This window comes from Nocardia exalbida NBRC 100660, assembly GCF_000308575.1.
In the GTDB taxonomy this organism is placed as follows: Bacteria; Actinomycetota; Actinomycetes; order Mycobacteriales; family Mycobacteriaceae; genus Nocardia; species Nocardia exalbida.
The window spans coordinates 60,666-78,966 of sequence record NZ_BAFZ01000036.1 but is presented as its reverse complement, the minus strand read 5'-3'; the positions used below and the strand labels follow the sequence as shown (position 1 = coordinate 78,966).

The following is an 18,301-nucleotide window of genomic DNA, read 5'->3' as shown; positions in this document are numbered from 1 at the left end:
GAGTACGCGTCAGCCCGGTTCCGCCGCATCCGAAAGGCATTGTGATGACCATTGATTCGGGGCAAACCGGAGATTCCGCGTTGAACGCCGCGCGCCGCGCCGCGGATCTGTCCCGGCTCGGCGACGGCGCCGAGATCGATGTCCTGGTGATCGGAGGAGGCGTCACCGGCGCGGGCGCCGCCTTGGACGCTGTCGCCCGCGGACTGCGCACCGTGCTGGTCGAGCGCCACGACCTTGCCTTCGGCACCAGCCGCTGGAGTTCCAAGCTGGTGCACGGCGGCCTGCGCTATCTGGCGAGCGGCCGGGTCGGCATCGCCCACGAGAGCGCGGTGGAACGCGGCATCCTCATGCGCACCACGGCGCCGCATCTGGTGCGCCCGCTGCCCCAACTGGTGCCGCTGCTACCGAATGTCGGTGCGGCGCAAGCGTCGCTGGTGCGCGCCGGTTTCCTGGCCGGTGATCTGCTGCGGCGCGGCGCGGGCACCCCCGCGGCGATCCTGCCCCGGTCCAGGCGCGTCGCCGCGGCGGAGGCCGTGCGGCTGGCGCCCACCGTGCGCCGCGCGGACCTGCGCGGCGGCCTCCAGGCCTGGGACGGGCAACTGGTCGACGACGCGCGCCTGGTCGTCGCGCTGGCCCGCACCGCGGCGGCCCACGGCGCGCGGATCCTGACCCGCGTCGAAGCGAGCGAGGTGACCGGGGATTCGGCGACTCTACGCGACACCCGCACCGGCGAGACCCTGACGGTGCGGCCGCGCACCGTGGTGAACGCCACCGGCGTCTGGGCGGATCAGGTGGATCCGAGCATCCGGCTGCGCCCGAGCCGCGGCACCCATCTGGTGTTCTCCGCCGCGTCCTTCGGCGGCCTCACCGCGGCGCTGACCGTGCCGGTGCCCGGCAGCGTCGGCCGCTTCGTCTTCGCCTTTCCCGCCGCGCACGGCCGGGTGTATCTGGGCTTGACCGACGAGGACGCGCCGGGCCCGGTACCCGACGAGCCGAAGCCCACCGACGACGAGATCGGTTTCCTGCTCGACACCATCAATCCCGCCCTGCGTGAGCCGTTGACCCGCGACGATATTCGCGGCTCGTATGCCGGATTGCGTCCCCTGTTGCAGACCGCCGACGACAGCACGGCCGACATCTCCCGCAAGCACGCCGTGCTGTGTTCCCCGACCGGGATCATCACCATCGTCGGGGGCAAACTCACCACCTACCGGAAGATGGCCGAGGACGTCATCGACGCGGCGGTCGCGCACGGCGACCTCGCCGCGGGGCCGTGCCGCACCCGGCGGCTGCCACTGGTGGGTGCGGTCTCCGGCGCGGCGCGCGACCGCATCGACGCCCCGCCCGTGCTGATCGAGCGCTACGGCAGTGAGGCGGCCACCGTGCTGGCCGCCGCGCGCCGCGATCCGTCGCTCGCCGAGCCGGTGGCGCCCGGCATCGACGTGCTCGGCGCCGAATTCGCGTTCGCGGTCTCCCACGAGGGGGCGCTCGAGGCCGGGGATCTGCTGGATCGGCGCACGCGCGTCGGCCTGATCGACGAGGACCGGGCCGCCGCGGCGGCCGCGGCCGTGCGCGCCGTCGCCTGACAGCGCAGCGTGCTCAGTCCATCGACCAGTCGCACAGCTCCGCGCGCATGCACGCGCGCGGCCAGCGGTCGAGGCCGTGCGCCTGTTCGGCGGCACGCACGGCGACCAACCCCGGGGTCTCCTCGTCCGCCGACAGGTACCGGAAGCCGAGCCGCCGGTAGTACGGGCCGTTCCACGGCACCTCGGTGAACGTGGTCAACGTCATCGCGGGCAGCGCCGCGGCGGCAGCCCATCGGGCCGCCCGGTCGATCAACCGCTTGCCGATCCGGCGTCCCGCGTGGTCCGGGCGCACCGAGACCTGCTCGATATGCGCGTTTCCATCGATCACGCCCGCGACCAGGTAGCCGATCGGTAGGTCGTCGTCGGTCCACACCCAGGCCCGGCCGGCCCGCTGGAACTCGCGCAACGTGGCCGTCGAAGGAGGTTCGTCGTCGGCCACGGCCGTCATCCCGATCTCCGCGAACGGCGCGCCCGCCGCGCGTTCGATGTCTTGCAGCACGGTGAGGTCTTCGGTTGTCGCGGCCCGGATCATCGGCCCATTGTGATCCCGCAACCGCGGCGCGGGCCAGCGAATTTCACTCCGCCCGCGTGGCGAGGATGCCGTTGAGCAGCACTTGCACGGCCCAGGCCGCACGCGCGTCCCCGTCGCCCGACAACAAGGCGTCCCGCATGGCCACGACGGTCGGATAACGGTCGGCGGGCAATTCGGCGAAGCGCCGCTCGATCGCGGCGAGGTACTCCTGCTCGGTACCGCCGCCGGTATTGTGCGCGCTCTGTTCGGCCGCCGACGCGGTGATGTGCAGAAAGAGCAGGTCCACCGCCCATGACGCGGTCCGATCGTCCAGTCCCGCCTCGGCGAGCGAGCCGAGCATCAGTTCCATCAGCCGTAACGCGTTCGGACTGCTCGGAATCACCCCGAGCGCGACCAGCGCCAGCCCTTCGTGCCTGCTCATCGCCGCCACCATGGCGTCGGCCAGCGCCGTGAGCCGTTCCCGCCAGCCCGCCCCGGCGGGTTCCGGCACCGAACCGAGGACGTGGTCGAGCATGGCGGCCATCAGATCGTCGCGATTGGCGACGTACACGTACAGCGAGGCCGCGCCGGTATCCAGGTCCTGAGCCACCCGGCGCATGGTCAGCGCCGCCGCGCCGTCCCGGTCCAGGACGCGCAGGCCGGTCTCGACGATCACCTCGCGACTCAGCGGAGCTTTGGCCGGGCGGGCCCGGCGGCTGACGGCTGCTGCGCTCATCAGCCGAGCATAACCAGGGACGAACGCCGTTCGGGTGACCGGCGCAGGTCCGCAACCCCAAACCATGTCCCGGACACCGGGCCAGGAGCGTCACGGCGGCACGATCAGGCCACCAGGAACCTCGACACGCTGCTGCACGGTCCGCGCGACAAGGCCGTGGTTCGTGTGGGTGACACAAGCGGCCCAGCCGTCAGCCCGACTCGGCGAGCCCCGCGCCGCAACCCGGTGGTCGTGCTGGGGCGTGGCGCAGGCACCGGACCGGGAATGCGGTCCGGTGCAATTGGGCCTGACTCCTCGGCGAGTGGCGTTTCGAGCATCTTCGCGTTGTGACTCACGACATAGTCCGGATTCTCCGAGTATGAACCGCCGCCGAGTGCGGAAAAGACCACAACGCGCAGCTCACAGCCCCCGCGACGGCGGCAGGGACCGCGCGCGAGAACGTACGCGACAGAATGCGATTCGGCCGCTGGACGGCGCGGCGGACCGGATCCGCATTCCACTTCGCGATGCTCGCAGACCCCGGTTCGGCCGTCGCCGACGCTCTATGCTGGCTTCGGTATGCCGGTAGTGCGCCGGGAAGGAGGGCGCGGGTGCGCAGTAAACCGTCCACCGTGGGAGTCGCACCGGGCGACGGGCTCGTCGCCCGCTTCGGCGCGGTCGTCGCCTACCTCGGGCCCGAAACGACCTCCACGGACCGAATACTCGGCACCATCGAAGCCGTGGCCGAAGGGGAGCATCCCGGCGCCGCACTGGCGCAACGCTTGGCCGCGGTGATCTTCGGCAGTACGGTGCGGCCGCCGCCGTTCGGGGTGGTCGCGCCGACCGACGACGGCATGCTCATCCTGTTGCGCGGATCGGTGACCGCGGAAATCCAAGGCGCCGAGGGCACCCGCCTGCTCCACGGCGGCCGGGCGTTCACCTGGGTGGACGAGATCGTGCGCGAACCGGTGCGCCGCATCACGATCGGCGCGGACACCGGCACGCCGCCGACCGCGCTCCCGCGCACCGACTTGCGCGCCGGCGTGGTGCCCGGCGGCGGCTTCGTCTTACAGGCAGCGGTGCGACGCGCCGGGAAGGCCGGCGAGCCGCGCACGTCCGCGCCCTCAGCGCAGGCCGAGCCCGAGCCGACGGCGGCGGCCGGTTTCGCGGCGACGCCCGAACCCACGGGTGCCGCCGACGCCGTCGCCCAGGCTGCGCCGACCGGTATGGACGCGGCGCCGACCGTCCGGCCGACCGAGTCGGCCAGGCCCCTCGCCAAACCACGACCGCCACGGCCCGCCACGGATCGACCGCTCGCGTGGTCCCATGTGCAGCCCGCGCACGAATCGGTCGCCCTGCGCAATCCGCTCGAGCACAGCGGAACGCGAACTCCGCACCCGGCCACATTGTCCGGCGAGGCCGCGGTCGGCGCGCTGGTCACCGAGGAGGGCGCGGCCTACCCGCTGAACCGCGCCTATGTGATCGGACGCGGACCGCAGGTGGACGAATCGGTCCGCGTCGCCGCCGCCACCCCGATCGTCATCCAGCGCGACCGCCACGTCTCGCGCGTGCACGCCTACGTGTCGGTCGACGGCGGCAAGGTCTACGTCCGAGACGCCGCCGCGACCTCCGGCACCTTCATCGCCGGTCCCGGCACCGACCAGTGGACCCGGATCAGCACCACCCCGACCGAGCTCCCGCCGGGCTGGCGCGTCCGCATCAGCGAGCGAGTCCTCACCTACCGCGGCGACGAGCAGCGCACGGGCGCGACCGATATCGCCGGAGCGCGCCGCCGCTCCTGACCGCCGGATCCCTCGACCGACCGGTTCCGACAACGGCCCCTGCACGACCGGCCCCATCCGGCCACGGCGATGCCTGTTCACCAGGGCCGACAAGTGGCAGGGCGACAACGGCACCCCCCACATCTCGCCGCTCCGGCGCGGCGGGTGACCTCGCGGTATGCCACGGCTCGGGCGTGGCGACGGCCGGTCAGCCGGTCCCCGCCCGGTTCGGGCGGCGCGAAGAGGACAATGGCGGCATGCACCGAAACGGACCGAAGCGGGACATCGACGAGTCCGAGCTGACGGTGACCCCGCCCGAAGAGCAGGCCGCGGGTGTCACCGCCGTCGCGGTGGCGCTGAAGCGCTCGGTCGAGGAGATGGGTGTCATCCGGACCGCCCGCACTTTGGCGCGGGTCAATCAGGTGCACGGCTTCGACTGCCCCGGCTGCGCGTGGCCGGAGCCGACCGGTCACCGCAGGCCCGCCGAGTTCTGCGAGAACGGCGCGAAGGCAGTCGCCGAGGAAGCCACGCTGCGCACGGTGACCCCGGAGTTCTTCGCGACCCACTCCCTCGCCGAACTGAGCGAGAAGTCCGGTTACTGGCTCGGGCAGCAGGGCAGGCTGACCCATCCGATGGTGCTGCGGCCCGGCGACACCCACTACTCCCCCATCGCGTGGGACGAGGCCTACCGGTTGATCGCGGACACCCTGCGCGGCCTGAGCTCCCCCGACGAGGCGGTGTTCTACACCTCCGGCCGCACCAGCAACGAGACCGCGTTCCTCTATCAGCTGCTGGTGCGCAGTTACGGCACCAACAATCTGCCGGACTGCTCCAACATGTGCCACGAGTCCTCCGGGGCGGCGCTGATCGGCTCGATCGGGATCGGGAAGGGCTCGGTCTCCATCGACGACTTCGCCAAGGCCGATCTGATCGTCGTCGCGGGACAGAATCCGGGCACCAACCATCCGCGCATGCTCAGCGCGCTCGCCGCCGCGAAGGCCGAGGGCGCCCGGATCATCGCGGTGAACCCGCTGCCGGAGACCGGGCTGCTCGGTTTCCGGGACCCGCAGACGGTCAAGGGCGTCACCACCGGCGTGCCGATCGCCGACGACTTCCTGCAGATCCGCCTCGGCGGCGATCTGGCCCTGTTCCAGGCGCTCGGCCGCCTACTGCTGGAAACCGAGGATCGCGCGCCGGGCACGGTCGTCGACCGCGAGTTCGTCGACGCCCACTGCGCGGGCTACGCCGAGTACGAAAAGCACGTGCGCGCGGTCGATCTGGCCACCGTGCTGGAGGCCACCGGCCTGAGCCGGGCAGAACTCGAGCGCACCGCCGAGGCGTTCGCTCGCTCCCGCAACATCATCCTGTGCTGGGCGATGGGCCTGACCCAGCAGACCCACGCCGTGGCCACCATCGAGGAGGCCACCAACCTGCTGCTGCTGCGCGGCATGATCGGCAAGCCGGGTGCGGGCGTGTGCCCGGTGCGCGGCCACTCCAACGTGCAGGGCGACCGCACCATGGGCATCTGGGAGAAGATGCCAGAGGCTTTCCTCGACGCCCTCGACCGCGAGTTCGGCATCACCAGTCCGCGCGAGCACGGCCTCGACACCGTCGCGGCCATCCGCGCCATGCGCGACGGACGCGCGAAGGTCTTCTTCGGCATGGGCGGCAACTTCGTCTCCGCCACCCCCGACACCGCCGTGACCGAGGCCGCGCTGCGCGGCTGCGCCCTCACCGTGCAGGTGTCCACCAAACTCAACCGCAGCCAGATCGTGCACGGCCGCACCGCCCTCATCCTGCCCACCCTCGGCCGCACCGATCTCGACCTCGCCCCGGACGGCACCAAACGGCAGGTCTCGGTGGAGGATTCGATGTCGATGGTGCACCTGTCCACCGGACGGCTGAAGCCGGTCGGCGAGCAGTTGCGCAGCGAAGTCGCCATCGTCTGCGAACTCGCCCAAGCGCTTTTCGGCGCCGATCACGCGGTGCCGTGGGCGCGCTTCGCCCGCGACTACGACAGCGTCCGCGACGCCATCGCCCGTGTCGTGCCCGGCTGCTCCGACTACAACGCGAAAGTCCGCGAGCGCAACGGATTCCAGCTCCCCCATCCGCCGCGCGATGCCCGCGAATTCCGCACTGCCACCGGTAAGGCGAATTTCGCCGTCAACGAACTGACCTGGCTGCCGGTCCCGGCGGGCAGGCTGATCCTGCAAACCCTGCGCAGCCACGACCAGTACAACACCACCATCTACGGCCTCGACGACCGCTACCGCGGCATCCACCATGGCCGCAAGGTGGTGCTGGTGCACCCCGAGGACATCGCCGCGTTCGGCTTCAGCGACGGCGATCCGGTCGACATCGTCTCCGAATGGACCGACGGCACCGAACGCCGTGTCGAGAACTTCCGCCTCGTCTCCTACCCCACGCCGCGCGGCAACGCCGCCGCCTACTATCCCGAAACCAATCCCCTGGTGCCGCTCGACCACGTCGCGAAACGGTCGAACACACCCGTCTCCAAGGCGGTCACCATCCGGCTCGAGGCCCGCCCGGCATGAGCGGTCAGGCCCGGAGGCGGCAGCGCAGCGTAACCACGCAGGGCCCCGCTCATGCCGACAACAGACACAGCATGAGCGGTCAGGCCCGGAGGCGGCAGCGCAGCGTAACCACGCAGGGCCCCGCTCATGCCGACAACAGACACAGCATGAGCGGTCAGGCCCGGAGGCGGCAGCGCAGCGTAACCACGCAGGGCGAGAGGCACAGCGCATGAGTCGCGTCACCGCCCGCCGCCGGATGCGACGGATCACTCCGGACGCGGACATCCAGCGTCCGGACACCCTCGCTGTCGAAGAGCCGCTGGAAATTCGCATCGGCGGCCGATCGCTGACGGTCACCATGCGCACCCCCGGCGATGACATCGACCTCGTGCACGGCTTCCTGCTGAGCGAGGACATCATCCGCTCCGCCGACGACATCGTGGCGGCCCGTTATTGCGCGGGCACCGACGACCAGGGCCGCAACACCTACAACGTCCTCGACGTCACCCTGCGCACCCCGGTCCGGGCGCCGACCCGCTCCTTCCTCACCACGGGAGCCTGCGGGCTGTGCGGCAAGACCGCCTTGGAAGAGGTCCGCACCCGCACCCGGTTTCCCTTGCCGCCCGGCGTGCCCGCGGTGGACACCCGCGCACTGGCCGCCATGCCGGCCATGCTGCGTGACCGGCAGTCGGTGTTCGACGCCACCGGCGGCCTGCACGCCGCGGGCCTGTTCACCCCCGAAGGCCGGCCGCTGGCGGTGCGCGAGGACATCGGCAGGCACAACGCGGTGGACAAGGTGATCGGCTGGGCACTGCGCGAATCCCGGGTCCCCGCGCACGATCTGGTGCTCATCGTGAGCGGGCGCGCCTCGTTCGAACTCGTGCAGAAAGCCGTCATGGCCGGAATCCCGATGCTCGGCGCGGTCTCCGCACCCAGCTCGCTCGCGGTCGACCTGGCTGTCGATGCCGGGCTCTGCCTGGTCGGCTTCCTCCGCGGCGACACCATGAACGTCTACAGCGTCCCCGAGCGAATTCGGGTCGAGCCGGGCGCCGACTCGTTGTTGGCCTGACTCACTATTGCCCGCGCCGGATACCCGTTTTACCGTGACTGCACGGAGCCGAAACGGGTTCGGCGAGAACGGAGCGGCCGATGCGCATCTCGGTGCAGGGGAACTCCGAGGGCCTGCGGGTGCGGATGCGGTTCGAGCAGCACCGCCGCCTGCTGCTCACACGGATCGTGCTGGCCGTCTTGGCGGTGCAAGGAGCCGTCGTCGGCCTCTGGGCCACCCTGGCGCCGCATTCCTGGTACACCAGTTTCCCGGGGTTCGGCATTCGGTGGGTGGCGGCGGACGGCCCGTACAACCATCATTTGGCGGCCGACGTCGGGTCCTTCTTCCTGGCGCTGACCGCGGTGACGATCGCCGCGCTGGTCCTCGACCGGACGACGGCGGCCCGGATGGCGGGCATCGGGTGGCTGACCTTCGGTGTCCCCCATTTTCTGTACCACGTCCTGCACAAGCCCGCCGAAATGGGCGCGGCGAGCTTCGCGGCCAGCCTGATCGCGGCGTTCCTGCTCGTGGCCGGTGGAGCGGTCTGCGTCTTCGCCCCGCCGCGAGGCGAGCTCCCCTTGTCGGATCCGCAGCCGGTCACGGTGCGTTTCCCGCGCCGCCGTACGCGGCCGTCCCGTTGACCGGCCGGGTCGGTCGGCGAGTGCGGGACGCCCGTGGGAGATCACCACGGGCGTGATCCGGTGCGTCCGCGGATGCGCCGCCGAATTCCCCGCCCGTCAGTCCTTCAGCGCTTCGAGCAGTGCCGCGCGCTGACGCGCGCCGAGACCACCGATGCGGCGATCCTCGGGGATCTCCGCCTGGTCCATCAGCTTGGCGGCCTTCACCGGCCCGACACCGGGCAGGGCCTTGATCACCGCGGCCACCTTGGTCTTCTTGACCAGCTCGTCGGAATCGGCCTTCTTCAGCAGGTCCGCGACCGAGACCTTGCCCTCTTTCACCTTGCCGATCAGTTCGGAGCGTGCCTTGCGGACCGCAGCCGCCTTGGCCAACGCCTCGGTGCGCTGCTCTGCGGTCATGGTAGGCAGTGCCATGTCTCCTCCGCTTCCACTCGTCACTCGAACATCTGGTTGACCGGACCGAGTAAACAGCACGCCACCGAGAGCGCAAGCTCGACACACCGGGGCACGAACAGCGGAAATAGCGATGAATTTCCCCGGTTCGCGCCGTCGGAACCGGTGAACGGCCGACGCTCGACGGGCGAAAAGGACGAAAGGAACAGCGGCGGTAACACGGGCGGCGACTTCCCCGACAGACCCAGCGAACACCGAGCACGGAGACGGTTCAATGTCGAACCGGGGGGATCAACGGCGATCCCCCGTACCCGCCGCGGTGAACACAACCGAACACGGTCACACCCGCACAGCCGTGCCAGCATGGCGGCATGCCGAACGCCCCGCACACATTGCCCGCGATGCTCTGGCTGTGGGCCGGGCGGGCGATCTATCGCGGGCCGTCACTGCGCTTGGACGCGCATTCGACCGCGGTCGACTGCCTGGCGGTCGGGATCGATGCTCCGTTCACCCTCGCGGCCGATGGCATCGCACGTTCCGCGCGCAGCGCCCTCGTGCCGCCGCGCCGGGTCCACCGGCTGGTCACCGACGGTGACCACATGATGTTCTGCTACTCGGATCCCGGTTCGCCCGCCGCTCGCGTCTGCCGCGAGCGAATGACGCGGTGGGACAACGAGTTCGGGCTGTGCCATGCGGCGGAGGACGCACTGGTCACGGCGGCGGGCGGCGCTCGCCCCGACCCGGGATCACTGGCGGACCTCGCCGGTACGGCGCCGATTCCCCCGCTGGACACCCGCATCGCGGCGGCGCTCGCCGACCTCGACGCACATCCCGCCGCGACGTCCCCCGCCGCGCGGTTCGCCGCGGCGGCACATCTGTCGGAATCACGCTTCCTGCACCTGTTCGCCGCCCAGACGGGGACCTCGTTCCGGCGCTACCGCCTCTGGGCCAGGATGCTCGCCGTGGGGCGCGCCATCGCCGGAGGCGCGAACCTCACCACGGCCTCGGCCGAGGCCGGATTCGCCAGCCCCTCGCACTTCAGCGACGCGTTCCGCACCCTGTTCGGGCTGTCCGCCTCCGATTTGCTCGCCACCGGCGTTCAGATCGTCGTACTGGCTGGGCCCGAGGGGATCGAATCGGGCAGGAGAACTTGCTAGGCTGAAAAAACTAGAACACGTTTCACTTCGGAGGAGACTCGATGGCCAAGCAGATCCGCGACGTGGTCGAGCAGTACGTCAAGCTCGTCGGCTCCGGCCCGACCGAGGACATCGTGGCGCTGTACGCGCCCGACGCGATCGTGGAGGACCCGGTCGGCACCCCACCCAAGCGCGGCCACGCTGCCATCCGCGAGTTCTACGAAGTGATCGCCGCGCTGGATCGGGAGACCGAGTTGCGGCCCGAGGACGTGAGGATCGCGGGCAATCAGGCCGCGTTCCCGTTCACCATCGTCACCAAGGTCGGCGGACAGCGCTTCGTCCTGTCGCCGATCGACGTGATGGAGTTCGACGAGGAAGGCCGGATCACCGGGATGCGCGCCTACTGGAGTCAGGAGGACATGCGGGTCGAACCCGAGTAGTCGCGCGGCGGCCGGGTGCGCCACGTCACATCGCCGCCCCATCACATTCCGGCACGGTCTCTCGTCCGAGAAGTAGGAACCAGATCCGCTGATCGAAGGAGATCGACATGGGCGCCACCCGTATAGCCGCCGTCACCCCGCAGCAGGCCGGGCCGATGACCAAGTTGCTGTACCGGCTGGCCAAGCGCCGCTTCCGGGAAGTGCCGGAGCCGTTCGCCGTCACCGCCAACCACCCGAAACTGCTCACCGCCAACGCCGTCCACGAAACCATGGTCGGCAAGGCCAGCACCGCCCTGCCCGCCGTCATCCGTGAGATCGCCGTCTACCGCGCGGCGTGGACGATCGGTTGTTCGTGGTGCGTCGACTTCGGCGCCATGCTCATGCGCCTGGGTGAACTGGACGTCGCGCGGCTGGAACACATCGCCGACTACGCGACCTCGCCGCTGTACTCCGACGACGAGCGCGCCGCCATCGCCTATGCCGACGCGATGACCGCCACGCCGACTGCGGCCACCGACGAGCAGGTCGCCGACCTGGAGCGGCGCTTCGGCCGAGCGGGCGTGGTCGAGCTCAGCTATCACATCGCGCTGGAAAACTCTCGCGCCCGGTTCAATTCGGCGCTCGGGATCACCGCACAGGGTTTCAGCACGGATTCCTGCCGGGTGCCCTGGGCGTGAAAGCGGCCGTGGCGCTGCGGAAACGCGCGGAGCGACCTGGCACTTCGGCGCCGCGAGCACTCCGGACTGTCGTTAAAGCCCGGAATGCACTAAGAATAGGAGGTGTTGACGTCGCCTGACCGTGCCGCGGTCGACGAGCTGCCGTCGCGAATTTCGCGCAACGGCAGGCCGTGCCGGCGTCTTCGGTTTCTCGAGTTCCCCTCCGCTCAACCCTTTGGAGCCGCATGCTCGACGAACAGACCTCGGACGACGACGTCGCACGGCTGGCGAGACGGGTCGAGAAGGCCCGCGGCCGTCTCGCCTACCAGTTCGACCCGGCGCTGACCGGCGCGCTGTCGGAAGAGGAACTGCTCGCGGAACGCGAACTGGCCGAACGCATCCGGACGCAGGATCGCGACCAGCGCTGGAAGCAGGCCGAGGCGTCCGCCGCGGCGTCCGACCGGGCGCGCAACACCTCGGAGGCCATCGAGAAGGCCGAGATCAGAGACCTGCTGCTGGCGCGCAAGGCCATCGCCGCGCAGCGGCGCGCGTCCAGCCCGCATGCCAGGCTGGCGTCGCTGTACCGGCACCGTTCCTGGTCGCTCGGCTCGCTGGCGGGCGTGGTCGCCGCCGGGATGCTGTGGTCGGCGGTCAACGTCCAGCACAACATCGCACCGGGTGGCCCGACCGACCCGCTGTACTGGTTCAGCTACCTGCTCGAGGCGATGATCAGCGTGTCGCTGATCATCATCATGATCGGCACGAACAAGGTCACCGAGTGGGGCGTGCTGGACAACCGCAGCCAAGTGGCGGCGGCCGAAGTCGCCCTGCTGACGCTCACCGTGGGACTCAACACCTACCCGTATGTGAGCGAGGGGCGGTGGTTCGACGCCGCCGTGCACGGCGTTGCCCCGGTGATGATCGGCGTCGCGCTGCTCATCCACGACGCCGCGAGCGCCCGATACGGACGCGCGATCAGCTTCGCCACCGAGCAGGTGCGGAACCTGCCCGACCCGACCGGGCACGCCCCCTTGCCGGAACCCTCTTCGGAGGACATCCGGTCCGGCGCGGACGCGGAGTTCCCGATGAATCTGCACGCACCATTGGTTCAAAGCGCACACAGCTAGATCTATCGCTCAGCGGCGCAACAGAAGTCGTCACCGAGCACGCCGTTCGGCGGGTTCAGACGACAGTCAGGGCCGGCGGGGGACGTGAGCCGTCGAGTGGAGACCGGCCCTCGTCCACCACACCGGTGTTCAGTACGGGGACCGGCTTTCGACCGCGTCCTTGGCCTCTTTGAGCCCGCACCCGGTGAGTTCCCGGTACCGCTTGATCGCGTGAATCTTCTTGCCCTGCGCCAGTAATCCGTCGATCTCCGCCATGCCGTCACCCCGCGGGACCGACGGAACGGCGCGCGGTGGTGCGGCCGACGCCGGCGCCTCGATGCCGAGCTGGGTCATGATCAGATCGAGTTTGACGTGCAACGCGTCGACCTTGCGCTCCAAGCGCCGGTTGGCAAACATGACCCATCGTAACGACCGGCGCCGCTCCTCACGCCGCGTCGAGCACGGCGTCGGCGAGACTCGTCCGGGTTTCGAAACGCCCGAGGTCCTCGGCCAGTTGCAGCAACCGGTCCACGCACCAGGCACCGGTGACCAGGCGTAGCCGGCGACCGGTCTGCGTCAGCATGTTCCGCGCGTCGACCAGGACATACAGACCGGCGACGCCGAAGAACGTGACTTTGGAGAGATCGACGACCACCAGGGGTGCCGCCGTACCGAGTGAACCGATCAGTCTGCGACGGAACACCTCGACGGTGTAGTAGTCGACCTCGCCCGCAAGGGCGCATAGCGTGACCTGGTCGCTCGGGCCCGTGACGGAGATCTTGAGCCGCTCCGCAGGGTGATCGGCATTGCGAGCGGCGGTGAGAACGTACGTGGGATTGGCCAAGCCTGCCGACATGAGGACCTCGGTCCTGTCGCCCGCAACAATCTCCCGAGGAAGTGCTTGCGGGGTGCTGATGCGCTCCGGAAGACCGGGCCGCCGGAACTAGGCTGTTTGCTCAACCCTCACGAAGGTGTACCCCCGGGATGGGGCCGCCACACCCGTATTACGCCGACTTCTCCCGGCGCTCCGGCCGCTGCGCCTTGCGCGGCACGATGGTGGGCAGCACGTTGTCGTTGACCGTGTCCGCGTTCACGACCACCTTGGCGACGTCGTCGCGGCTGGGGATGTCGTACATCGCGGGCTGCAGGACCTCCTCCATGATCGCCCGCAGGCCACGCGCGCCGGTGCCGCGCAGGATCGCCTGATCGGCGACCGCCTCCAGCGCGTCGTCGGTGAACTCGAGGTCGACCCCGTCCATCTCGAACAACCGGACGTACTGCTTGACGAGCGCGTTCTTCGGCTCGGAGAGGATCTTGACCAGCGATTCCTTGTCCAGGTTGGTCACCGAGGCGACCACCGGCAGACGGCCGATGAACTCGGGGATCAGGCCGAACTTGATCAGATCCTCGGGCATGACGTCCGCGAAGTGATCGGTCGTGTCGATCTCGGCCTTGGACCGCACCTCGGCGCCGAAGCCGATACCGCGGTGGCCGGTGCGGTCGGAGATGATCTTCTCCAGGCCCGCGAAAGCGCCCGCGACGATGAACAGCACGTTGGTGGTGTCGATCTGGATGAACTCCTGGTGCGGGTGCTTGCGCCCACCTTGGGGCGGCACGCTCGCCTGGGTGCCCTCCAGGATCTTCAGCAGGGCCTGCTGCACGCCCTCGCCGGACACATCGCGGGTGATCGACGGGTTCTCGCTCTTACGGGCGATCTTGTCGACCTCATCGATGTAGATGATGCCGGTCTCGGCGCGCTTGACGTCGTAGTCGGCGGCCTGGATCAGCTTCAGCAGGATGTTCTCGACGTCCTCGCCGACGTACCCGGCCTCGGTCAGCGCGGTGGCGTCGGCGATGGCGAACGGCACGTTCAGCATCTTCGCCAACGTCTGGGCCAGGTAGGTCTTGCCGCAGCCGGTGGGGCCCAGCATCAGGATGTTGGACTTGGCCAGCTCGACGGTCTCGCCGCGGCTGTCGCGTCCCTTGTCACCGGCCTGGATGCGCTTGTAATGGTTGTAGACGGCCACCGCGAGAGTGCGCTTGGCGGTGTCCTGGCCGATGACGTAGTTCTCCAGGAAGTCCCGGATCTCGGCAGGCTTGGGCAGCTCATCGAGCTTGACCTCGCTCGATTCGGCGAGTTCCTCCTCGATGATCTCGTTGCAGAGATCGATGCACTCGTCGCAGATGTACACCCCTGGTCCCGCAATGAGCTTCTTGACCTGCTTCTGGCTCTTTCCACAGAACGAGCACTTCAGCAGATCGCCGCCATCTCCGATGCGCGCCATCTCGTGGGTCCCTACTTCCTTGTCCGCGTGCAACCGTCCGTCCAGGTTGCCAGCTGTCCACCACTTTCGCAGCCGCAAACGCATCGACTGAATCGTGGCCGGTGGGCAGTGCTGTCAACCGGGAGCAAAGGTCCCTAGGTCGACCGTACCCGGTGTTCGGGACGGAGGTCGACAACTCGCGCATGTTTCTCGCGCGGGTTGTGCGAGTTGTCACGACGCCGAAAGGCGGACCGCCCGCTCGATCGGCATTCGAACACTCCGGACCGCACCTCGCGCCGCGGCGTGGTTCGAACACATTCTCGAACCGCGGCGGCGCGACAAGCGGTCCGGCCGGGCGGCATACCCATGGCATGCTTCCCGGCCGGAATACCCTGTCATAGAACGATTTCCGAGCTTACCGCCGCCGGGATCGGCGATTCGCCCCAGTCCTCCCGGCGGGGCCGGAAACGACTGTTCGCGCGTTATTTCTGCGCGCTGAGCTTGCGGTAGTCGAACACCGTGTCGATGATCCCGTATTCCTTGGCGTCCTCGGCCGTCAGGATCTTGTCCCGGTCGGTGTCCTTGCGGATGGTGTCGGCGTCCTTGCCGGTGTGCCGCGCGAGCGTGGTCTCCATCAGGCGACGCATGCGCTCGATCTCGGCGGCCTGGATCTCCAGGTCCGACACCTGACCCTGGATGCCACCCTCCAGCGACGGCTGGTGGATCAGCACGCGGGCGTTGGGCAGGCAGGCCCGCTTGCCGGGGGTGCCCGCGGCGAGCAGCACCGCCGCGGCCGAGGCGGCCTGGCCCAGGCAGACCGTGGCGACGTCGGCGCGCACGTACTGCATGGTGTCGTAGATGGCCATCAGCGAGGTGAACGAGCCACCCGGCGAGTTGATGTACATGGTGATGTCGCGGTCGGGATCCAGCGACTCCAGCACCAGCAACTGCGCCATGATGTCGTTGGCCGAGGCGTCGTCCACCTGCACGCCGAGGAAGATGATGCGCTCCTCGAACAGCTTGTTGTACGGGTTGGACTCCTTGACGCCGAAGCTCGAGTGCTCGATGAACGACGGCAGGATGTAGCGAGCCTGCGGGCTCTGCGGCGCGATGCCGGACAGGCCGGCGCGCGGGTCGATCGAATTGGCCATCTTCGTCTCCAAAGTCGGTGCGGCGGCCGGACGTTCGAGGTGTCCGGGGGCCTGTGGGTGATCCGGTGCGTTACTTCTTGGCGCCGTTGGCCTGGTTCGCGTGGCTGATCACGTGGTCGATGAAGCCGTACTCCAGGGCTTCGGACGCGGTGAACCAGCGGTCGCGGTCGGCGTCGGTGGTGACCTGCTCGACCGACTTGCCGGTGTGCAGCGCCTGCAGCTCGTTCAGCTCACGCTTGGTGTGCGCGAACTGCTCGGCCATGATCGCGATGTCGGCCGCGGAGCCGCCGATCCCCGCGGACGGCTGGTGCATCATGATGCGCGCGTGCGGCAGCGCGTAGCGCTTGCCCTTGGTGCCCGCGGTGAGCAGGAACTGCCCCATCGACGCGGCCAGGCCCATGCCGTAGGTGGCGATGTCGCACTCGGCGAACTGCATCGTGTCGTAGATGGCCATGCCCGCCGTCACCGAGCCGCCCGGCGAGTTGATGTAGAGCGAGATGTCCTTGGTGGGATCCTCCGCCGAGAGCAACAGGATCTGCGCGCACAGCTTGTTCGCGATGTCGTCGTCCACCTGCGTGCCCAGGAAGATGATGCGCTCACGCAGCAGGCGCTCGTACACCGAATCACTGAGGTTGAGACCAGCAGTCGCGGTTGTCATGACCCCTGCCTGGTTGATTGTCACGGATACCTGCCTTCTCTCGCCGGCTCGTTGCGGAGTGCCACATAGCCATCACTGGTCGCATATGCCGCACCCCAGCGGGCGGGCTATCCGACTTGTCGTCACAAACATTAACGAAGCAGGGCGGCACCGAACTCCCGGTACCGCCCTTTCTTCGCTCACAGCGCAATCAGCGCACCTCTCGGGCGTCGAGCACGCCTACATTCCATGAAATTATTCGGCGTCCGCCGCGGCCGTCTCGACGGCCTGGTCCTCGTCCGCGGAATCGGCGGGAGCGCCGAACATTTCGGCGGTGTCCACCGTGTTGCCCTCGGAGTCGGTGACGGTCACCTTGCCGACCACGCCCGCCAGCGCCTTGCCGCGGCGCACGTCCGCGAACACCGCGCCGAGCTGGCCGGCCTGCTGCACCTGCTGGATGAACTGCTCCGGCGACATGCCGTAGCGCTGCGCCTGGAAAAGGATCCGCTCGGTGAGCTCGTCCTGGCCGACCTGGGTGCCCTCCGCCTCGGCGATCGCGTCCAGCAGCAGCTGGGTCTTGACCGACTTCTCGGCGGCCTCCTTGGTCTCGGTGTCGAACTCCTCGCGGGTGCTGCCCTGCGCTTCGAGCGCCTCGGCGAACTTGGCCTCGTCGTGATCGAAGCCGTGCACCGCGTCGTGGGTCACGGCGTCGATCTCGGCCTTCACCACGGCGTCGGGCAGCGGCACCTCGACCTGCTCGAGCAGGGTGTCCAGCACCTTGTCGCGGATCTCGCCCGCCTGCTGCACCTTCTTGACCCGCTCGACGCGGCTGCGCAGATCGGCCTTCAGCTCTTCCAGCGTGTCGAATTCACTGGCCAGCTGGGCGAACTCGTCGTCGGCCTCGGGCAGCTCGCGCTCCTTGACGGACTGCACCGTGACGGTGATGACCGCCTCCTTGCCCGCGTGCTCGCCCGCGACCAGCGTGGAGGTGAACTCCTTCGACTCGCCCGCCGACAATCCGAGCAGCGCCTCGTCCAGGCCCTCGATGAGCTGACCGGAGCCGACCTCGTGGGACAGGCCGGTCGTGGCGGCCTCGGCCACCTCCTGGCCGTCCACGGTCGCCGAGAGATCGATGGAGACGAAGTCGCCGTCCTGCACCGGGCGCTCGACACCGGTCAGGGTGCCGAAGCGCTGGCGCAGCGACTGCAACTGCTCCTCGATGTCCTCGTCGCCGACGGTGAACGCGTCGACGGTGACCGCGATGCTCTCGTAGTCCGGCAGGGTGATCTCCGGACGCACGTCGACCTCGGCGGTGAAGGCGAGCTCCTGGCCGTCCTCGATCTTGGTGATCTCGATCTCCGGCTGGCCGATGACCTTCACCTCGGAGGTGGTGACGGCCTCGCTGTAGCGACCCGGCAGCGCGTCGTTGACCACCTGCTCCAGGATCGCGCCGCGACCGAGGCGGGCCTCGAGCAGCTTCGCGGGCGCCTTACCGGGACGGAAGCCGGGGATACGGACCTGCTTGGCCAGTGCCTTGTACGCGCGGTCGAAATCGGGCTTCAGCTCCTCGAAGGGCACCTCGACATTGATCCGGACCCGGGTCGGGCTCAGCTGCTCGACGGTGCTCTTCACGGACATGCTCCTTGTTCGTTGTTCGTACTGGTTGACGTTCGGTGTGCGGTGCCTCCCCGGCACTCCGAAGTCG

At 69.1% G+C, this 18,301-nt stretch carries 18 protein-coding genes; 9 read left to right on the top strand and 9 right to left on the bottom strand.

Annotated elements, in window-relative coordinates:
* Positions 1-44: 44 nt before the first annotated feature.
* Complete coding sequence (locus tag ON29_RS07840) at positions 45-1,586, top strand: glycerol-3-phosphate dehydrogenase/oxidase (protein WP_040865491.1); 1,542 nt, start codon at positions 45-47, stop codon at positions 1,584-1,586.
* Between the two features lie 13 nt (positions 1,587-1,599).
* Here the strand turns inward: ON29_RS07840 and ON29_RS07835 are convergent, their stop codons facing one another.
* Positions 1,600-2,118, bottom strand: a complete 519-nt coding sequence (locus ON29_RS07835) for a GNAT family N-acetyltransferase (protein ID WP_040865490.1) — start codon at positions 2,116-2,118, stop codon at positions 1,600-1,602.
* Positions 2,119-2,161: 43 nt separating this feature from the next.
* Positions 2,162-2,833: a TetR/AcrR family transcriptional regulator gene (locus ON29_RS07830; RefSeq protein WP_040865489.1), complete on the bottom strand. Its 672-nt coding sequence runs from the start codon at positions 2,831-2,833 to the stop codon at positions 2,162-2,164.
* A 590-nt stretch (positions 2,834-3,423) separates the two neighbouring features.
* On the opposite strand from ON29_RS07830, the gene ON29_RS07825 reads away from it, so the two are divergent.
* From ON29_RS07825 to ON29_RS07810, 4 genes are all read left to right on the top strand, one after another.
* Positions 3,424-4,614, top strand: coding sequence for an FHA domain-containing protein (locus ON29_RS07825; RefSeq protein ID WP_040865488.1), 1,191 nt, complete (start codon positions 3,424-3,426; stop codon positions 4,612-4,614).
* Between the two features lie 236 nt (positions 4,615-4,850).
* On the top strand, positions 4,851-7,148 hold the full coding sequence (locus ON29_RS07820) for an FdhF/YdeP family oxidoreductase (RefSeq protein ID WP_040865562.1): 2,298 nt from the start codon (positions 4,851-4,853) through the stop codon (positions 7,146-7,148).
* Between the two features lie 208 nt (positions 7,149-7,356).
* Positions 7,357-8,196, top strand: coding sequence for a formate dehydrogenase accessory sulfurtransferase FdhD (gene fdhD / locus ON29_RS07815; protein ID WP_040865487.1), 840 nt, complete (start codon positions 7,357-7,359; stop codon positions 8,194-8,196).
* Positions 8,197-8,276: 80 nt separating this feature from the next.
* Positions 8,277-8,816 carry a hypothetical protein gene (locus ON29_RS07810; protein ID WP_051174974.1) on the top strand — a complete coding sequence of 180 codons (540 nt, stop codon included), beginning with the start codon at positions 8,277-8,279 and terminating at the stop codon, positions 8,814-8,816.
* Positions 8,817-8,912: 96 nt separating this feature from the next.
* Here the strand turns inward: ON29_RS07810 and mihF are convergent, their stop codons facing one another.
* Positions 8,913-9,227 (bottom strand): integration host factor, actinobacterial type, encoded by a 315-nt coding sequence (gene mihF, locus ON29_RS07805; protein ID WP_040865486.1) that lies wholly within the window; start codon positions 9,225-9,227, stop codon positions 8,913-8,915.
* 350 nt (positions 9,228-9,577) lie between these two features.
* On the opposite strand from mihF, the gene ON29_RS07800 reads away from it, so the two are divergent.
* From ON29_RS07800 to ON29_RS07785, 4 genes are all read left to right on the top strand, one after another.
* On the top strand, positions 9,578-10,363 hold the full coding sequence (locus ON29_RS07800) for a helix-turn-helix domain-containing protein (RefSeq protein ID WP_040865485.1): 786 nt from the start codon (positions 9,578-9,580) through the stop codon (positions 10,361-10,363).
* Positions 10,364-10,404: 41 nt separating this feature from the next.
* Positions 10,405-10,782 carry a nuclear transport factor 2 family protein gene (locus tag ON29_RS07795; RefSeq protein WP_040865484.1) on the top strand — a complete coding sequence of 126 codons (378 nt, stop codon included), beginning with the start codon at positions 10,405-10,407 and terminating at the stop codon, positions 10,780-10,782.
* 107 nt (positions 10,783-10,889) lie between these two features.
* Positions 10,890-11,459 carry a carboxymuconolactone decarboxylase family protein gene (locus ON29_RS07790; protein WP_040865483.1) on the top strand — a complete coding sequence of 190 codons (570 nt, stop codon included), beginning with the start codon at positions 10,890-10,892 and terminating at the stop codon, positions 11,457-11,459.
* Between the two features lie 224 nt (positions 11,460-11,683).
* Positions 11,684-12,565, top strand: a complete 882-nt coding sequence (locus ON29_RS07785; RefSeq protein ID WP_245548858.1) for a hypothetical protein — start codon at positions 11,684-11,686, stop codon at positions 12,563-12,565.
* Positions 12,566-12,694: 129 nt separating this feature from the next.
* Here the strand turns inward: ON29_RS07785 and ON29_RS07780 are convergent, their stop codons facing one another.
* The 6 genes from ON29_RS07780 to tig form a co-directional block, all read right to left on the bottom strand.
* Positions 12,695-12,961: a ribosomal protein bL12 gene (locus ON29_RS07780; RefSeq protein ID WP_040865482.1), complete on the bottom strand. Its 267-nt coding sequence runs from the start codon at positions 12,959-12,961 to the stop codon at positions 12,695-12,697.
* Between the two features lie 28 nt (positions 12,962-12,989).
* Entirely contained in the window at positions 12,990-13,400 is a 411-nt protein-coding gene (locus ON29_RS07775) for an STAS domain-containing protein (RefSeq protein ID WP_051174973.1), read from the bottom strand.
* A gap of 148 nt (positions 13,401-13,548) precedes the next feature.
* Positions 13,549-14,829 (bottom strand): ATP-dependent Clp protease ATP-binding subunit ClpX, encoded by a 1,281-nt coding sequence (gene clpX / locus ON29_RS07770; RefSeq protein WP_040865558.1) that lies wholly within the window; start codon positions 14,827-14,829, stop codon positions 13,549-13,551.
* Between the two features lie 461 nt (positions 14,830-15,290).
* Positions 15,291-15,959: an ATP-dependent Clp protease proteolytic subunit gene (locus ON29_RS07765; protein ID WP_040865481.1), complete on the bottom strand. Its 669-nt coding sequence runs from the start codon at positions 15,957-15,959 to the stop codon at positions 15,291-15,293.
* 70 nt (positions 15,960-16,029) lie between these two features.
* Entirely contained in the window at positions 16,030-16,617 is a 588-nt protein-coding gene (locus ON29_RS07760; RefSeq protein WP_040865480.1) for an ATP-dependent Clp protease proteolytic subunit, read from the bottom strand.
* A gap of 234 nt (positions 16,618-16,851) precedes the next feature.
* The gene (tig, locus tag ON29_RS07755) at positions 16,852-18,228 is read right to left on the bottom strand and encodes a trigger factor (protein WP_040865557.1); all 1,377 of its coding nucleotides are present in this window, start codon (positions 18,226-18,228) and stop codon (positions 16,852-16,854) included.
* Positions 18,229-18,301 lie beyond the last annotated feature (73 nt).

Bases quoted from the DNA above. Each gene is read 5' to 3' on its own strand.
- ON29_RS07840 (WP_040865491.1), top strand. From the start codon at position 45: ATGACCATTGATTCGGGGCAAACCGGAGATTCCGCGTTGAACGCCGCG.
- ON29_RS07835 (WP_040865490.1), bottom strand. From the start codon at position 2,118: ATGATCCGGGCCGCGACAACCGAAGACCTCACCGTGCTGCAAGACATC.
- ON29_RS07830 (WP_040865489.1), bottom strand. From the start codon at position 2,833: ATGAGCGCAGCAGCCGTCAGCCGCCGGGCCCGCCCGGCCAAAGCTCCG.
- ON29_RS07820 (WP_040865562.1), top strand. From the start codon at position 4,851: ATGCACCGAAACGGACCGAAGCGGGACATCGACGAGTCCGAGCTGACG.
- fdhD (WP_040865487.1), top strand. From the start codon at position 7,357: ATGAGTCGCGTCACCGCCCGCCGCCGGATGCGACGGATCACTCCGGAC.
- ON29_RS07810 (WP_051174974.1), top strand. From the start codon at position 8,277: ATGCGCATCTCGGTGCAGGGGAACTCCGAGGGCCTGCGGGTGCGGATG.
- mihF (WP_040865486.1), bottom strand. From the start codon at position 9,227: ATGGCACTGCCTACCATGACCGCAGAGCAGCGCACCGAGGCGTTGGCC.
- ON29_RS07800 (WP_040865485.1), top strand. From the start codon at position 9,578: ATGCCGAACGCCCCGCACACATTGCCCGCGATGCTCTGGCTGTGGGCC.
- ON29_RS07795 (WP_040865484.1), top strand. From the start codon at position 10,405: ATGGCCAAGCAGATCCGCGACGTGGTCGAGCAGTACGTCAAGCTCGTC.
- ON29_RS07790 (WP_040865483.1), top strand. From the start codon at position 10,890: ATGGGCGCCACCCGTATAGCCGCCGTCACCCCGCAGCAGGCCGGGCCG.
- ON29_RS07785 (WP_245548858.1), top strand. From the start codon at position 11,684: ATGCTCGACGAACAGACCTCGGACGACGACGTCGCACGGCTGGCGAGA.
- ON29_RS07780 (WP_040865482.1), bottom strand. From the start codon at position 12,961: ATGTTTGCCAACCGGCGCTTGGAGCGCAAGGTCGACGCGTTGCACGTC.
- ON29_RS07775 (WP_051174973.1), bottom strand. From the start codon at position 13,400: ATGTCGGCAGGCTTGGCCAATCCCACGTACGTTCTCACCGCCGCTCGC.
- clpX (WP_040865558.1), bottom strand. From the start codon at position 14,829: ATGGCGCGCATCGGAGATGGCGGCGATCTGCTGAAGTGCTCGTTCTGT.
- ON29_RS07765 (WP_040865481.1), bottom strand. From the start codon at position 15,959: ATGGCCAATTCGATCGACCCGCGCGCCGGCCTGTCCGGCATCGCGCCG.
- ON29_RS07760 (WP_040865480.1), bottom strand. From the start codon at position 16,617: ATGACAACCGCGACTGCTGGTCTCAACCTCAGTGATTCGGTGTACGAG.